This window comes from Cellulomonas phragmiteti (assembly GCF_016862775.1).
GTDB classification, from domain to species: Bacteria; Actinomycetota; Actinomycetes; order Actinomycetales; family Cellulomonadaceae; genus Cellulomonas; species Cellulomonas phragmiteti.
The window spans coordinates 33,307-47,870 of the sequence record NZ_BONP01000023.1; the positions used below are offsets into that span (position 1 = coordinate 33,307).

At 76.7% G+C, this 14,564-nt stretch carries 14 protein-coding genes; 6 read left to right on the plus strand and 8 right to left on the minus strand.

Annotated elements, in window-relative coordinates:
• Nucleotides 1–33: 33 nt before the first annotated feature.
• Both Cph01nite_RS15435 and Cph01nite_RS15440 read right to left on the minus strand, forming a co-directional pair.
• On the minus strand, nucleotides 34–1,011 hold the full coding sequence (locus tag Cph01nite_RS15435) for an aldo/keto reductase (protein WP_203675582.1): 978 nt from the start codon (nucleotides 1,009–1,011) through the stop codon (nucleotides 34–36).
• A gap of 43 nt (nucleotides 1,012–1,054) precedes the next feature.
• On the minus strand, nucleotides 1,055–3,049 hold the full coding sequence (locus Cph01nite_RS15440) for a penicillin-binding transpeptidase domain-containing protein (protein ID WP_308439446.1): 1,995 nt from the start codon (nucleotides 3,047–3,049) through the stop codon (nucleotides 1,055–1,057).
• 268 nt (nucleotides 3,050–3,317) lie between these two features.
• On the opposite strand from Cph01nite_RS15440, the gene Cph01nite_RS15445 reads away from it, so the two are divergent.
• Nucleotides 3,318–3,971: a GNAT family N-acetyltransferase gene (locus Cph01nite_RS15445; protein ID WP_203675583.1), complete on the plus strand. Its 654-nt coding sequence runs from the start codon at nucleotides 3,318–3,320 to the stop codon at nucleotides 3,969–3,971.
• A 41-nt stretch (nucleotides 3,972–4,012) separates the two neighbouring features.
• Here Cph01nite_RS15445 and Cph01nite_RS15450 read toward each other — a convergent pair whose 3' ends face one another.
• On the minus strand, nucleotides 4,013–4,861 hold the full coding sequence (locus Cph01nite_RS15450; protein ID WP_203675584.1) for an LLM class flavin-dependent oxidoreductase: 849 nt from the start codon (nucleotides 4,859–4,861) through the stop codon (nucleotides 4,013–4,015).
• A 231-nt stretch (nucleotides 4,862–5,092) separates the two neighbouring features.
• On the opposite strand from Cph01nite_RS15450, the gene Cph01nite_RS15455 reads away from it, so the two are divergent.
• Nucleotides 5,093–5,650: an ATP-binding protein gene (locus Cph01nite_RS15455; RefSeq protein ID WP_203675585.1), complete on the plus strand. Its 558-nt coding sequence runs from the start codon at nucleotides 5,093–5,095 to the stop codon at nucleotides 5,648–5,650.
• A 59-nt stretch (nucleotides 5,651–5,709) separates the two neighbouring features.
• Complete coding sequence (gene aroD / locus Cph01nite_RS15460; protein ID WP_203675586.1) at nucleotides 5,710–6,492, plus strand: type I 3-dehydroquinate dehydratase; 783 nt, start codon at nucleotides 5,710–5,712, stop codon at nucleotides 6,490–6,492.
• A gap of 13 nt (nucleotides 6,493–6,505) precedes the next feature.
• Here the strand turns inward: aroD and Cph01nite_RS15465 are convergent, their stop codons facing one another.
• Nucleotides 6,506–7,819, minus strand: a complete 1,314-nt coding sequence (locus tag Cph01nite_RS15465) for an AI-2E family transporter (protein ID WP_239069300.1) — start codon at nucleotides 7,817–7,819, stop codon at nucleotides 6,506–6,508.
• Nucleotides 7,820–7,938: 119 nt separating this feature from the next.
• Between Cph01nite_RS15465 and Cph01nite_RS15470 the strand changes: the two genes are divergently transcribed.
• Nucleotides 7,939–8,574, plus strand: coding sequence for a LysE family transporter (locus tag Cph01nite_RS15470; protein WP_203675587.1), 636 nt, complete (start codon nucleotides 7,939–7,941; stop codon nucleotides 8,572–8,574).
• Here Cph01nite_RS15470 and Cph01nite_RS15475 read toward each other — a convergent pair.
• Complete coding sequence (locus Cph01nite_RS15475; RefSeq protein ID WP_203675588.1) at nucleotides 8,486–9,571, minus strand: DMT family transporter; 1,086 nt, start codon at nucleotides 9,569–9,571, stop codon at nucleotides 8,486–8,488. The genes Cph01nite_RS15470 and Cph01nite_RS15475 overlap by 89 nt on opposite strands.
• A gap of 24 nt (nucleotides 9,572–9,595) precedes the next feature.
• On the minus strand, nucleotides 9,596–10,966 hold the full coding sequence (locus Cph01nite_RS15480) for a cytochrome P450 (RefSeq protein WP_203675589.1): 1,371 nt from the start codon (nucleotides 10,964–10,966) through the stop codon (nucleotides 9,596–9,598).
• Nucleotides 10,967–11,268: 302 nt separating this feature from the next.
• Here Cph01nite_RS15480 and Cph01nite_RS15485 point away from each other — a divergent pair, with 302 nt between their 5' ends.
• Nucleotides 11,269–12,543, plus strand: coding sequence for an ATP-binding protein (locus Cph01nite_RS15485; RefSeq protein ID WP_203675590.1), 1,275 nt, complete (start codon nucleotides 11,269–11,271; stop codon nucleotides 12,541–12,543).
• Between the two features lie 48 nt (nucleotides 12,544–12,591).
• On the opposite strand, the gene Cph01nite_RS15490 is transcribed toward Cph01nite_RS15485, so the two are convergent.
• Together Cph01nite_RS15490 and Cph01nite_RS15495 are read right to left on the minus strand one after the other, a co-directional pair.
• A complete protein-coding gene (locus tag Cph01nite_RS15490) occupies nucleotides 12,592–13,050 on the minus strand; it encodes an ArsR/SmtB family transcription factor (RefSeq protein ID WP_203675591.1) in 459 nt (152 codons plus the stop codon).
• Nucleotides 13,047–13,694 carry an SRPBCC family protein gene (locus Cph01nite_RS15495; RefSeq protein ID WP_203675592.1) on the minus strand — a complete coding sequence of 216 codons (648 nt, stop codon included), beginning with the start codon at nucleotides 13,692–13,694 and terminating at the stop codon, nucleotides 13,047–13,049. Before Cph01nite_RS15495 ends, Cph01nite_RS15490 begins: the two co-directional genes overlap by 4 nt.
• 102 nt (nucleotides 13,695–13,796) lie before the next feature.
• Here Cph01nite_RS15495 and Cph01nite_RS15500 point away from each other — a divergent pair, with 102 nt between their 5' ends.
• Nucleotides 13,797–14,462 carry a hypothetical protein gene (locus Cph01nite_RS15500; protein WP_203675593.1) on the plus strand — a complete coding sequence of 222 codons (666 nt, stop codon included), beginning with the start codon at nucleotides 13,797–13,799 and terminating at the stop codon, nucleotides 14,460–14,462.
• Nucleotides 14,463–14,564: the final 102 nt, after the last annotated feature.

Below are 14,564 nucleotides of genomic sequence, written 5' to 3' on the forward strand. Positions count from 1 at the left end.
CGCCGGGGCGAGGCACGCCGCCCGACCGGCCCCTCAGCCCTCGAACGGCGCGTCGAGCCAGGAGCCGGGCGGCGGGAGCAGCGTCTCGAGGTCGTCGAACAGGGCGTCGGGCAGCGGGGCGGCGGCCGCGGCGAGCGTCTGCGTGACGCGCTCGGGGCGGGACATCCCCACGATCGTCGACGCGAACCGGTCGTCCCGCAGCGAGAACTGCAGCGCCGCCGTCCCCAGGTCCGTGCCGTGGTCGGCGCACGCGGCCCGCATCGCCTCGACCGCGGCGAGCACCTGCGGGGGCGCCGGCCGGTAGCCGTAGCTGGTCGGCCCGCCGTGCTGGTGCGCCAGGATCCCGCCGCCGTAGACGGCCGCGTTGAGCACGCCCATGCCCTGGGCACGCGCCTCGGCGATGATCGCACCGGCGGACCGGTCGACGAGGGTCCAGCGGTTGTGCACGAGGAGGACGTCGAACACTCCGAGCGCGAGGTAGCGCGCGATCTCCTGCACGCGGCCGCCGGCCAGCCCGATCGCTCCCACCGCACCCGACTCGCGGAGCTCCACGAGGGCCTCCACGGCCCCGTCCGGGCCCGTGAGGTCGTCGAACTCGTGGAACTCCGGGTCGTGCAGGTGCACGAGCGGCAGGTGGTCCAGGCCCAGGCGCTCCCGCGACTCCAGGACCGAGCGGCGCACGCGCTCACCCGAGTAGTCGGACCCCTCGGGGTCGACCTTGGTCGCGATCACGTACCCGTCCGGGACGCCGCCCGCGGCCGTCAGGGCCGCACCGATCCGACGCTCGCTCTCCCCTCCGGAGTACCCGTTGGACGTGTCGAGGAACCGGATGTCGCTGTGCAGCGCCGCCCGCACGGTGTCGATGCCGCGCTCGGGCGAGACCTCCTGCCCGTAGTTCTCCGGCATGCTGCCCAGCGGGCTGCCGCCGAGCGCGAGCGCGCTCACGGTCAGACCCGTCCCCGGCAGCGGGCGCAGCCAGCCCGGCCCCCCGGGCACGTGGCGTGCGGTCATCGTCGCTCCTGACGTCAGCGTCCCCCGGGGCGGACCCGGCCGGTCAACCGGCCAGGAACGCCTGCAGCAGCGGACCGGCCGTCGTGGAACCGTAGTCTCCCTCACCGACGAACACCGCGACCGCCAGGTCGCCCTGGACGGCGATCATCCAGGCGTGGTTGCGCAGGTCGGAGTCCTGCCCGAACTGCGCGGTGCCGGTCTTGGCGAGGACCGGCTCGCCGGGCACGTCGGCCAGCAGGGTCGCCCCACCCTCGGTGACGACGGCCCGCATCATCGACTGCAGGGCGGCGGCCTCGTCGGCCGTCAGCGGTGCGGCCGGTGGCAGGTCGGCCCCGTCCGCGTCGTCGGTCGCCGCGTCCGCGTCCGCGTCGTCCGGGTCGTCCGTGGCCTGCTCGGGGGGCGTCACCAGGTACGGGACGACCGTGCGCCCCGCCCCGACCGACGCCGCGACGGTGGCCATGCCGAGCGGGGAGGCCAGGACCGCCCCCTGACCGATGACCGACGCCGCGTGCGCGGTGCCCGATGCTCCGTCCGGCACGGTGCCGAGGAACGCCGGGAAGCCGAGGTCGACCGCCGGCTCCAGGCCGAGGGAGCGGGCCGCGGCGAGCAGCGCACCGTCGGCGGCCAGGTCACGGGCGCCGATGAACGCGGTGTTGCAGGAGTTCGCGAAGGCGGTGCGCAACGGGACGTCGCCCAGGGCGGCCGCCGGGTAGCCCGGGAAGTTCTGGAAGGTCCGGCCGTCGACCGTGAGCGAGGGCAGGCAGCTCACCGTCGAGTCCGGCGTCAGGCCGCCGCGCAGGTACGCCAGCGCGCTGACCACCTTGAACGTCGAGCCGGGCGCGTACTGCCCGACGGTCGCCGTCGACAGCCCGCCGCTGCCCGGACCGTTCGCGGCCGCCAGGACCTCCCCCGTCGAGGGGCGCACCGCGACGATGGCCGCCGCGGGCTCGAGGCCGCCGAGGACGTCCTCGGCGCGCTGCTGCAGGGTCGCGTCGAGGGTGGTGCGCAGCGGCTGCCCCGGCACGGCGTCGACCGTCAGCAGCACGCGCTGGGCGCCGGTCTCGGCGCCGACGGCCGCCACGACGACGCCCGGTGTGCCGCGCAGCTGCGCGTCGTACTGCCGCTGCAGCCCCGACAGGCCCGCCTTGTCACCCGCGACGACCTCACCCTCCGACGCCTCGACGATCTCCGCGGTCGCGTCGCCGACGGTCCCGAGGATCGCCCGCGCGAAGGTGCGGGTCACCGCGAGCGGCAGCACGTCGGGCACCACGCCCACCCCGGGCAGGGCGTCGAGCGCGGGCACGTCGTACGCCGGGTCCCCGGAACGCACGACGATGGCCTCGACGAAGGCCCGGGGGCCTGCGGCGGCGACGCGCTGCGCGTACGCCTCGGGGTCGGTGCCGAGGGCGTCGGCGAGGGCGCGCGCCGCGGCGTCGGCGTCGAGACCGCCCTCGGCCACGTGGGCCTTGTCCAGCCCGATGCGCGCGACGGGTCGGTCCTCGACGAGCGGGACGTCCCCCTGGCCGAGGACGACGCCGCGGGCGGCCGGCCGCCGGGTCACCGTCAGCTGCTCGCCGGGCACCAGGTCGGGGGCGAGCAGCGGCAGCGTCCAGCGCGCGCGCCACGGCTGCTCGTCGTCGTCCTCGTCACGGACCAGCTGCGCGGTCGTGGCGTACGTCCAGGCCTCGTCCGTCCACGGCACGTCCCAGGTGACGGTGAGCCCTGCGGTCGCGGTCAGCTCGTCGTCGGCGAGGGTCACCTCGCCGACCTCGACGGTGGCCGCCGCCTGCTCCCCGAGGCCCTCGACGACCTCGGCCCGGGTGGCGGCGAGGGCGGCGGGCGCAGGGGCGTCCGCCGTGAGGGGCACGGCGTCGAAGTCACCCGTCTCGAGGGCGCGGGCGAGGGCCTCGGCCGCCGGGCGGGCGTCCGGGGCGCCAGCGCTGCATGCCGTGAGCGCCGTCGCCGCCAGGGCGACCAGCACGCCCGTCGCCATCCACTGCCGGGCAGGGGCCCGCCCCGCCGCTCGTGCCGCACGCACCGTCGTGTCCTCCTGTCGCGGTCCCCGCGTCGCGGCCGACCGGAGCGGCGCAGGCGCGCACGACGTCGTGGCGTGGTGGCGCGGGAGACGTGCCGAGCCTGTCACCTCGGTAGGCCCTCGCGGGCCGGTTCGGGGGGGATCTTCACCCGTCCTCCCCACGCAGGTCGCGCCCGGTCCGCGTGGCGTCCCGGGGCAACCCGGACGGGGAGCGGCTGAAAACCCCGCGTACCGGTTGCATCTGGACGCACGTCCGGGTCACGATGCCCCCATGGACGCTGGGGGACGGCCACCGGGGACGCAACGCGTCGACCCGCCCGACACGGTCGGGCGGCTCGACCCGCGCGACCGCTCGCAGGCCGCCGCGGTTCTCGCGGCCGCCCTCGCGGACGATCCGGGCTACGCGCACCTGTTCCCCGTCCGCGCCCGCCGCGAGCGCGAGCTGCGCGAGGTGTACCGCATGACGCTCGCCGACGGCCTGCGGCACGGACGCGTCCTGGCCACCACGCTCGACGGCCAGGTGACCGGCGTCCTGGCGATCTACCCGCCGGGGACGTACCCGATGTCGCTCGCGCGCTGGGTGCGCCAGGCTGGCCGGATCGCGCGGATCGCGGTGCGCACGCGTGAGCACAGCGCGGGGATCATCCGCTTCGGTGAGCTGACGTCCCGCGGCGTCCCGGCCGACTGCTGGTACGTCGAGGCGTTCGGGGTCCGCCCGGACCTGCAGCGCGAGGGCCGTGGGAGCGTGCTCATGCGCCGGTTCCTCGCGGACCTCGATGCGCAGCGCGGTCGGTCGTACCTGGAGACCACCAACGAGGTCAACGTCGGCTACTACCAGATGCGCGGGTACACCGAGGCCCACACCCCGGTCCCCCTGGCCCCCGCAGGTCCGCACATCTACCCGATGACCCGACCCGCCGTCTGACCTCCGCGGCGCCCGGTCCGTCGCCGGCACCCCGCCGCCCGTCACGGCACCGGCGGACCCTGCCGCACCCGCGCCAGCAGCGCCTCGGGGGTCGCGGTGGCGGGGTCCCACAGGGCGTCGACGAACCAGGTCGCCCCGGCCTCCGCGAGCGCCGCCACGTGCTCGCGCGCCGCGCCCCGGTCGGCGGGCAGGGCGCCGTGCAGGACCACGTCGAAGGGGCCGGCGTCCGCCGGGCGGTGCTCACGCACCCAGGCGACGACGTCCGCGACGTCCTGCGGGTCGAGCGGCTGCTCGGCACGCTCGCCACGGTGCTGCGGCACGACGCCGTCGTACCGGACGGCGCGGCCCATCGACCGCGCGGACGGGAAGGACCCGACGACCCACACGGGGATGCGCGACCGCCCGTCGGGGCGGGTCACGGGGACGGGACGCAGCTGCAGGCCGTCGACGCGCAGGTGCCCGCCGTCGACGTCGAACCGGTCCCCGGTGAACGACCGCTCGAGGACGGCGAGCGCGTCGTCGAGCCGCTCCGCGCGCTCCCGGAGCGTCGCGGCCTCCCCGCTGACGCCGGACACCGCACGGTCCGTCGGCACCCCCAGCCCCACGGGCAGGACCAGCCGCCCGCCCGAGAGGTGGTCGACCGTCACCGCCTGCTTGGCGAACACCCACGGCCGGCGGCGCGGCAGAGCGAAGACCAGGGCGCCGAGCGTCACCCGCTCGGTGCGCACGGCCGCTGCCGCCAGCACGGCCCACGGGTCCCAGGCGTCCATCCCGCCGAGGTCCACGCCGTCCCAGGTGAAGAAGCCGTCCCAGCCGTGACCCTCGGCCTCGACCGCCAGGTCGACCACCTCGTGCACCGTCCCGAAGCTGCCCACGACACCGAGCCTCACGACCGCTCCCTCCGCCCGGCCACCGGCGCGGCAGCCCGTGCCGACGCTACCGGCGGCCACCGACACGCCGCCCCGCACCGCCTGGACGGCCGTCCACCTCCACCCGCGGCGCGACACGCCCGCTGTGGTGGTATTCCCCGCAGGCGCCTACGGTGGCCGAGGACGCCGGGCCAGGGGGACGCGCGACGAGCCGGGGCGCAGCGGGACGCACCAGGAGGAAGGGGGCGGGACATGAGCGACGAGCAGCAGCTCACGTCGCCCTCGAGCCCCGGGGGAGGCAGCTCCCCGTGCGGCAGCGCACCCCTCCCACCCGCGGCTCTCCCCCCCGACGACGCCCTGTCGCCCACCGTGCTCGGACGCGCCCTGCCCGCCGCGCGGCCGTCGACCGACCACGTGCAGGTGCGGCGGTGGGTGCTCGAGCAGGCCGCCGAGCTGAGGGCGCTGCGCAGCGACCTGCGCGACCAGCTGGCCGCCTCCGTCGCACCGGCGCCGGACGACGACGGCCTGCCGGACAACATCGTCCTGGTGACCTCCGAGCTCGCGACCAACGCCCTCGCGCACGGCCGGGCGCCGGCTCACGTGCAGCTGCTGCTCGACGGGAACGAGGTGCTCGTCGTCGTGTCCGACGGCGACGCGACGCACGCCCCGTTCCTCGCCGAGGGCCGCGAGCCCGGCGAGGGCGGGTTCGGCCTGCAGATCGCCCGGCGCCTCGCGAGCGACGTCGGCTGGTGGTCCGACGCGACCGGCAAGCACGTGTGGGCGTCGTTCCCCGCCCGGCCGACCTCCTGAGCGGGCGCTCCCGGCGGACGCACGACGCACCGACGCCGCGGTGCGGCGAGAATCGGCGCATGACGACGAGCGACGGCGTGCTCCGGCTGCGCGGGGCGACCCTGGGCGCGGGCACCCCGCAGGTCTGCGTCCCCGTGGTGGCGACGACGCCCGCCGCGGCTGCCGCAGCGGCCCGGTCCCTGCCCGCCGGCGCCGCGGACGTCGTCGAGCTGCGCCTGGACCACGTCGCCGGGTCCGCCGGCGACCCGGCCGTGGTGCGCGCGGCGGTGACCGCCGTGCGCGCCGCGCTGCCCGCCGACGTGCCCCTGCTGGCGACGTTCCGCTCGCAGCGCGAGGGCGGGGCGCAGGCCGCGGACGACGCCGCGTACGCCACCGTGGTCGACGCGGTCGTCGCGGGGGCCGGGCCCGACGGCGCCGACGCCGTGGACGTCGAGCTCGCGACCCCGGACGTCACGGGCCTCGTGGATCGCGCGCACGCCGCCGGGCTCGCCGTCGTCGTGTCGCACCACGACTTCGCCCGGACCCCGCCGGCCGACGAGATCGTCGCGGTGCTGCGGCGTCAGCGCGCCGTCGGCGCCGACGTCTGCAAGGTCGCCGTCATGCCGCACGACCCCGACGACGTCCTCGCCCTGCTGAGCGCGACGCGCACGGTCGCCCGCGACGCCGACCGCCCCGTCGTGACCGTGGCGATGGGCGCGCTGGGCCTGGTCACACGCCTGGCGGGCGGCGTGTTCGGCTCGGCGATGACGTTCGGCGCCGTCGGTGCGGCGAGCGCACCCGGTCAGCTGGACGCGGCACGCCTGCGCGAGGTCCTCGCCCTGCTGCACGCGCCCGCGCGCTGAGCCGCACGGGCCGTCAGACGCCGTCCTCACGCCGCTGGTCGACCTCGGCGGCCGCCGCGCGCGCCTTGTCCACGTCGCCGCGGCCCGCGGGGTCGCCACCCGCGCCGGCGCTCGCCGGCCCCGGGTCCTGCAGCATGTGCGACGCGACCAGCTCGTGGCGCTGCACGTACGTGTTCGCGACCGCCTGGATCGTGGCGGCGATCGGCAGCGCGAGGAACGCACCCAGCGCGCCGAACACCGCACCGAAGGCGAGCACGACGACGAACGACACCGCCGCGTTCATCTCCAGCGCGCGCGCCGAGACCTTGGGGGCCAGCCACAGGTTCTCGACCTGCTGGTAGCCGACGATGAAGGCGAGCACCCCCAGCGCCTGCGGGACCCCCTGGGACGTCAGCGCGACCGCCACCGGCAGCGCACCCCCCAGGTACGTGCCGATCGTGGGGACGAACTGCGAGACGACGCCGGTGAACAGCGCCAGCGGCAGCGAGTACGGGGTGCCGAGGACCGCGAGGAACGCGAACGTCGTCGCCGTCGCGATCGCCGCCAGGACGATGCGGGTGTTGATGAAGTCCGAGACCTTGACCTGCGTGACCTCCCACAGCCGCAGGACCTCCTGCTGGCGGTGCGGCGTGAGCCAGCGGCAGATCGACGCGCGGAACCGCGGCCCGGCCGCCAGCAGGTAGTACGTCACGAGCAGGATCGTCAGGGCCGCGAAGACCCCACCCAGGATCGTCGTGCCGACCAGCAGCGCACCGGACGCGACCTCCGACCCCCACTGCTCGGCGGCCTGCTGCAGCAGCTCCTCCTGGTCGGGGAGCTGCGCGCCGAAGCGCTCCTGCACCATCGTCTGCGCGGACGCGTACAGGTCCGGCACGTTGCCGACCAGCTGCACCAGCTGCTGGACGAACAGGTTGCCGAACAGCGCGAGCACCACCAGCGTGAGCGCGAGGCCGCCGAGCAGCGCGAACGCGGCCGCCCCACCGCGCTTCCACCCGTGCCGCACCAGCCACACGACGATCGGCTCGAGCGCGAGCGCGATGAAGAAGGCGATGAGCAGGTTGACCAGCAGGCTCTGCAGCGCACCGATCGCGTCCCACGCGAAGATCCCGACGAACACGGCCACGACGGCCATGGCCAGGCCCTTGCCCCACCAGCGCGGCGGGCGGCGGGCGTCGTGCTGCAGCGCGCGGGTGCCCTCGTCGCCGGGGGCCGCGGGGGCCCCGAACACCGGCGCGGCACCGTAGGCGGTGGGGCCCGCGGGAGGTGCGTCGCCGCTCGCCGTCGGCGTCGGGGCAGGGCCGGGGGCGGGCGTGCTGTCGGTCGTCACGGGTCGTGTCCTCTGGGGCCTCGGGCGGGTACTCGGTCACACCCTAGGGGCGCGCGACGTCGCTAGGGTCCAGGCATGCGCTGCGGTCGTCCCACCCCCCTGACCTGCGCCCCGACCCCGTGACCGGCGACCTGGGGCCCGCAGTGGTCGCCGGCCTGCTGGCCGGGTACGGCATCGCCCTGCCCGTCGGGGCCGTCGGCGTGCTGCTGGTGCTGCTGGGCGCGCGCCACGGCCGGCGGGTCGGGTGCGCCGGCGGGCTGGGCGCGGCCGTCGTCGACGGGCTGTACGCGACGGCCGCGGTGGTGCTCGGGTCGGCGCTCGCCCCCGTGCTGGTGCGCGCGGCCGGGCCGGTGCGGTGGGCGGCCGCGGCGGTGCTGGTCGTCGTCGCGCTGCTGCTGCTGCGCCCCGCGACGGCCCGCGAGGTCGCGCCGGACCCCGCCGTCACGGGCCGGGCGATGACCCCGGGCCGCGCGTTCGCGCTCGTCCTGGCCGCGACGGCCGTGAACCCGGCGACCGTCGTGTACTTCGTCGCCCTGACGTCCGGGTCGGCGGCGACCACGCTCACCGCGCCCGCCCAGCGGGTGGCGTTCGTCGTCGCGGCGTTCGTGGCGTCGGCGTCGTGGCAGCTGCTGCTGGGCAGCGCGGGCGCCTGGGCGGGGACGCGGCTCACCGGTCCGCGGGGTCGGCGGTGGACGTCGGTCGTCGGGGCGCTCGTGGTGCTGCTGCTGGCGGCTCGGACGGCCCTGCTGCCCTGACGCCGGGCCGCGGGCGCGTGGCGGCGGCCAGCACGACGAGCCCGGCGGCCAGCACGACGAGCCCGGTCAACGCACCGGCGGACAGCCGCTCGCCGAGGACCACCAGGCCCAGGACCGTCGCGGTCAGCGGCTCGGCGAGGGTCAGCGTCGCGACCGTCGGGGCACCCAGCCGCGCCAGCCCGTACCCGAACAGGACGTACGCGAGCGTCGTGGTCACCAGGCCCAGCCACAGGACGGTCGCGACGCCCGCCGGGGTCGTCAGGCCGGCGGTGCCGACGACGACCAGCACCCCGACGGCCAGCAGCCCCGCGACCCCGAAGAGGGCGCCCATGCTCGTGGTCGACGTCCAGCCCGCGTCGATGAGGGCGGCCCCCGCGAGCGTGTACGTCGCGTACGCGGCTCCGGCGCCGAGCGAGGCGAGCACGCCGACGACGTCGAGCCCGCCCGTCGTCGCGCCACCCGCCGACGCCCCGGGCGCGAGGCCGAGCACGGTGACGCCGGCCGTCGCCAGGGCCGTCGCGACCAGCCACGGCGCGCCGGGGCGCACCCGGCGCACCGCCCACGTCGCCAGGCCCGTGAGCACCGGCGCGGAGCCCAGCGCGACGACCGTGCCGACGGCCACGCCGTTGCGGGCCGTGCCGAGGAAGAACGCGGGCTGGTAGGCCAGCACGCCGAGCGCACCCAGAGCGACCGCGGCGGCGGTGCGCGGGTGCAGGGTGCGCGGGTGCAGGGTGGGAGGGTGCAGGGTGGGAGGGTGCAGGGCGCGCGGGTGCAGGGCGCGCGAGGTCCCGGCCGCGCCTGGCCGGGGCGCGCCACCGTCCGACGTCGACGGGCGCCGGCGCGCGACGAGCGCGGCGACCACCGCGAGCGCGAGGCCGCCCACGGCGATCCGCGCCGCGCCCAGCACCACGGGGTCCACCTGCGGCCCGAGGGCCTGGGCGGTCCCCGTGGTGCCGAAGCACAGGGCCGCGAGCAGGACGGCGAGGAGGGCGCGCACACCGGATTGTCGCGCGCCCGGCGCTCACCGCGCGGCCGCGCTCGCCCGCCGCTCCCCCACGACCCGCACGCGCACGCTCGCCACCGGCCCCGGGGTCGGGGCCGCCCGGCGCCGCAGCACCGCGTCGCGAGGTCCGAGCTCGAGGTCGAGGCGGTGGAAGAGGCGCGCCGCGGTGAGCGTCATGAGGACGTCCGCGATGCCCTTGCCGAGGCAGGTGTGCGGGCCCTTGCCGAACGGGGCGTACGCGCCGGGGGGCACGTGCTCGCGGCGGTCGGGCCCGTAGCGGTCGATGTCGAACCGCAGGGGGTCGGGGAAGAACTCGGGCAGGAAGTGCGGCACGGTGATCGCGCAGTAGACCGGCTCGCCCTCACGGACCAGGTGCCCGGCGTACTCGAAGTCGCGGTTCGCGACACGCGGCTGCGCGACGGCGATCGGGTACAGGCGCATGGTCTCCATGACCGCGCCGTCGGTCGCGGTGAGGCGCTCGAGGGACGCCTCGGTGAGCGGCCCGGAGGCGAAGACCTCGTCGGCCTCGGCCCGGATGCGCGCGAGCACGTCGGGGTGGGCCAGGACGGCGTGCACCAGGCACCCGAGCGTGTTGGCGACCGTGTCGAGCCCCGCGACGTACGGCCCCGTGAGTGCCAGCACCAGGTCGTTCTCCGCCAGCAGCCCGGGGTCGGCGTCGTGGGCGTCCATGATGTCGTCGACCAGCGTGCGCCGGCCGTCGGCGCGCGGCCCCCGCGCCCGGTGCGCGCGGATCATCTCCTCGCCGAGCTCCTGGACCCGCGCCCGCGAGCGCCGGTACACGGGGTTGCGCAGCACGACCTGCGGGCGCTGGCGCGTGACGAGCGCGTTGAGGATGTAGAGGATCGTCGTGCGGATGTCGCGCACGTACTCGGTCGGCACCGTGCCGGTCAGCAGGGTGCCGAGCTGGCTGGTGACGAGGAACTGCAGCGCCTCGACGAGCGGCACCGAGGCGCCCGGCCGCCACGCGCGGTCGAGGCAGTCGTCGGTGATCGCGACGAGCTCGTCGAGGCGCCCGTCGAGGGCCTCGCGGGAGTACCCGCGCCGCATGACCTCACGCAGCCGCCGGTGCTCGGGGCCGTCGACGCCGGTGAGGGTGCGCGTCGCGCCGTACTCGTCGACGAGCCCCTGCCACACCTCGGCGGAGCGCAGGTTCTCGCGCCCCTCGCGCGAGCCCATCCAGCGTGCGAGCTCGGGGCCGGCGAGCACGGTGAGCGTGCGGCGCAGCGCCCGCACGCGGAACACCGGGCCGTGCTCGCGGTAGCACCGCACGAAGAACGCGGCGGGGTCGCGCGCGAGCTGGGCGACGCTGCCGACGACGGGCGCGCCGCGGACGACGGGGATGGTGCCGACGGTCGTGGACGTGGTCATCGCGAGCCCCCTGCTGGTCGCGCCGTCCGGCGTCGACGCCGGACGCATCACCCCCAGGGTCCCGTGCGCACGTGGCGTGCGTCCAGACCCTCGCGGCACGACCCGGCGACGGGACTGACGTGGACGGTCGCGGGCAGGACGGCGGACGTCGCGTGGCCCGTCGCCGTCCCCTACGGGACACGTGGGCGATGGGCCACCTCGGCTGGTGGATCGCAGAACAGTAGGGTGTGACATCGCGAAACGGTAGTGTTTGCGATCGCGAAATGGTCGTGTTTGACGATGCGGAACGGTAGTGTCGACGCATGGCGTACATACCCCGCGTCCTCGACCAGCAGCTCGACCGCCTGCTGACGGGCCTCCCCGCTGTCGTCATCGACGGCCCGAAGGCGGTGGGCAAGACCGCGACGGCGTCGCGCCGGGCCACGACGGTCCTCGCCCTGGACGACCCGACGGAGCGTGTGCTGCTCGGAGCCGACCGTGAACGCATCACCCGGCTCCCCCCGCCGGTACTCATCGACGAGTGGCAGCTGTTCCCCGACGTGTGGGACCAGGTCAGGCGCGCGGTCGACAGAGGCGCCGGGCCGGGGTCCTACCTGCTGACGGGTTCCGCCACGCCGACCTCGGCACCCACGCACACGGGTGCCGGGCGGATCGTCCGCCTACGGATGCGGCCCATGACGCTCGCCGAGAGGGGCCTTCCGGCACCGGAGGTGTCTCTCGCCGATCTCCTGTCCGGCTCCCGCCCGCCGATCAGCGCGACGACCACGGTCGGACTGGCCGACTACGCCGAGGAGATCGTGACCGGGGGCCTGCCGGGCGTCCGCGCCGTCCCCGCTCACGCGCGATCCGCCGCACTCGACGGGTACCTCGACGCCGTCGTCGAGCACGACTTCGCCGAGGTCGGCCACGTGGTGCGCCGCCCCCGGACGCTCCGCGCCTGGTTGCGGGCCTACGCCGCTGCGACGTCGACGACGGCCTCGTACAGCGCAGTCCTCGACGCCTCGACGCCCGGCCAGTCCGACAAGCCGGCGAAGACGACGACCATGGCCTACCGCGACACACTCGAACGGATGTGGCTGCTCGACCCCGTCCCGGCCTGGGCCGGCACCCGCTCCCCCATGACCTCGCTCGGCCAGGCGCCCAAGCACCATCTGGCCGACCCCGCGTTGGCTGCTCGGCTCCTCGGCGTGGGCGCCGGAGCGTTGCTCACGTCGCCGAATCCCGACGGTGCACCCGTCCCGCGCGACGGCACCCTCCTCGGTGCGCTCTTCGAGAGCCTCGTGACCCTGGGCGTCCGGACCTACGCCGACGCCGCCGGTGCGGCTGTCAGCCACCTCCGTACGCATCGTGGGGAGCACGAGGTGGACCTCATCGTCACCCGTGACGACGGGAGGATGGTGGCCCTCGAGATCAAGCTCGCTCCCGTCGCCGACGACCAGGACGTCCGCCACCTCCACTGGCTGCGGGAGCACGTGGGCGACGACCTCGTCGACGCGGCCGTCATCACGACGGGGCCTGCGGCCTACCGACGGGCCGACGGGATCGCCGTCATCCCCGCCGCGCTCCTCGGGCCCTGACCTGGCCGACCAGCGGCTGCGGACGGACCGCCCGCCGGTCGCCGACCGTCAGGCCGAGGTCACCGCGGACTCCTCCCCTGCCCCCGCGCGCCGCGCGCGCCTCCCCCGGGCCAGCTCGGTGGCCAGGGCGTCGAGCGGCTGGGCGAACGGGTCGAGGAACCCGGCGAGCCAGTCCTCGACGACGTCCAGCGCGGCGACGTCCACCCGGTAGAGCCGCCGCGGCCCGTCGGCCCGGACGACGACGACGCCCGCCTCGCGGAGCACGCGCAGGTGCTGGGACGTCGCCGGCTGGGAGATGCCGAACTCCTCGCGGGCTGCCGCGACCAGCTCGCCGGCGGCCCGCTCGGCGCGGCCGAGGTGCTCGACGAGCCGCCGGCGCACGGGTTCCGCGAGCGCCGCGAGCACGACGTCCACGGGGACGGGGCGCCCGTGGGCGGCCCCGTCCGCGCGGGCGGCCGGGTCGGGTGTCGCGTCGGGCGACGGGCGCGGCGCGCGGGCCGCGCTCATCCCTCGGGGGCGGGGTCGCCCGTGTAGAACGCGGTGGTGCGCGCCCCCGCAGCGGCCGCCGACGCGGCCTCGCGCCCGTCGGCGGCGTCGGCCTGCGCCCACCCCGTCGCGGCGTGCTCGATGAACGCGCGGCCCTCGGGGGTCGTCGGCCAGGCCTCGCCGATCTCGCGCGCGATCGCCTCCCCCGTGGCGAGGTGCGCCGCGAGCCCCCACAGCGCGAGGTCCCACCCGACGCCGACGGCCCCGGGGCCGAACTGCTCCCAGAACTGGGGGTCGACGACGGCCTCGTGCGACAGCGTGAGGTCGGTGCCGCCGTCGGCGGGCGCCAGGAGGACCTCGACCCAGCTGACCTGGTCGCCCATCTCCCACGTCAGCGAGAACCGCCGGGGGGCGTCGCACTCCTCGACGACGCCGCCCGCGTTGCCCTCGACCTGGTAGCGCCCACCCACGTGCAGGTCGCCGGTGACGGGCGCGAACCAGCGCGGCAGCCGCTCGGCGTCGGTGAGCGCGTCCCACACGTCGGCCGGCTCGGCGCGGTAGGTGCGCCGGGCGACGACGACCTTGGTCGGGGCGCCGTCTCGTTCGCCGCGGCGCAGCTCGCGTGCCACGAGCCCGACCTGCTCCAGTGCGTCGATCCGGGTCATCACGCCTCCGTCGTTCGTATAAGTTGGTACTTATACGCTACCTGGCGCACGGCTCCCCGTCCACCCCTCGACGCGACGCCCCCGACCCGCCACGCTGGACGCGTGCTCCTGCCACCCCAGGTCGCCGCGGGCGTCGCCGACGGCACCGTGACGCTCGCGTTCCGCCGCTGGCAGCACGCCGACGTGCAGCCCGGCGCACGGTTCCGGACGTCCGCGGGCGTCGTCGAGGTCACGTCCGTCGACGTCGTCGACCCCGCCGCCCTCACCGACGCCGACGCCCGCGCCGCCGGGCTGCCCGACGCCGCCGCGCTGCGGGCGCTGCTCGACCCCGGTGCCGTCGCACGCCGCCGCAGCCGGGCACGGTACGGGCGCGCGCCCGCCCCCGACCGCGGGGCCGACGCACCCGACACCGCTGCCTGGCCCGTCCACCGCGTCGGCCTGGCCTGGGCCGGGCCCGACCCGCGCATCGCGCTGCGGGAGTCCGCCGACCTCACCGACGACGACGTCGCCGCGATCGACGCGCGCCTGGACCGTCTCGACCGCGCTGCCACCCACGTACCGTGGACGGCCGCGACCCTCGACGTCATCCGCCGCCGCCCGCACGTGCGCGCCCCCGACCTGGCCGCCGAGCTGGGCCGCGAGCGCGACCCGTTCAAGCTCGACGTCCGCAAGCTCAAGGCCCTCGACCTGACGCAGAGCTTCGAGGTCGGCTACGCCCTGAGCCCGCGCGGCGAGGCGTACGTCGCCCGCTCGCGGCGACGCGGCTGAGCCGGCCGGCGGGTCCCGCGACCCGGCGCACGCCGACGACCTGGGACGTCACCGCGCGGCGACGACGTCCGACGAGATTGTGCGCCGGTGCGCCCGCCCACG

What these genes read in the sequence shown, in the direction of transcription:
- Cph01nite_RS15435 (WP_203675582.1), bottom strand. Translation starts at nt 1,011, where the DNA reads ATGACCGCACGCCACGTGCCCGGGGGGCCGGGCTGGCTGCGCCCGCTG.
- Cph01nite_RS15445 (WP_203675583.1), top strand. Translation starts at nt 3,318, where the DNA reads ATGGACGCTGGGGGACGGCCACCGGGGACGCAACGCGTCGACCCGCCC.
- Cph01nite_RS15455 (WP_203675585.1), top strand. Translation starts at nt 5,093, where the DNA reads ATGAGCGACGAGCAGCAGCTCACGTCGCCCTCGAGCCCCGGGGGAGGC.
- aroD (WP_203675586.1), top strand. Translation starts at nt 5,710, where the DNA reads ATGACGACGAGCGACGGCGTGCTCCGGCTGCGCGGGGCGACCCTGGGC.
- Cph01nite_RS15480 (WP_203675589.1), bottom strand. Translation starts at nt 10,966, where the DNA reads ATGACCACGTCCACGACCGTCGGCACCATCCCCGTCGTCCGCGGCGCG.
- Cph01nite_RS15485 (WP_203675590.1), top strand. Translation starts at nt 11,269, where the DNA reads ATGGCGTACATACCCCGCGTCCTCGACCAGCAGCTCGACCGCCTGCTG.
- Cph01nite_RS15490 (WP_203675591.1), bottom strand. Translation starts at nt 13,050, where the DNA reads ATGAGCGCGGCCCGCGCGCCGCGCCCGTCGCCCGACGCGACACCCGAC.
- Cph01nite_RS15495 (WP_203675592.1), bottom strand. Translation starts at nt 13,694, where the DNA reads ATGACCCGGATCGACGCACTGGAGCAGGTCGGGCTCGTGGCACGCGAG.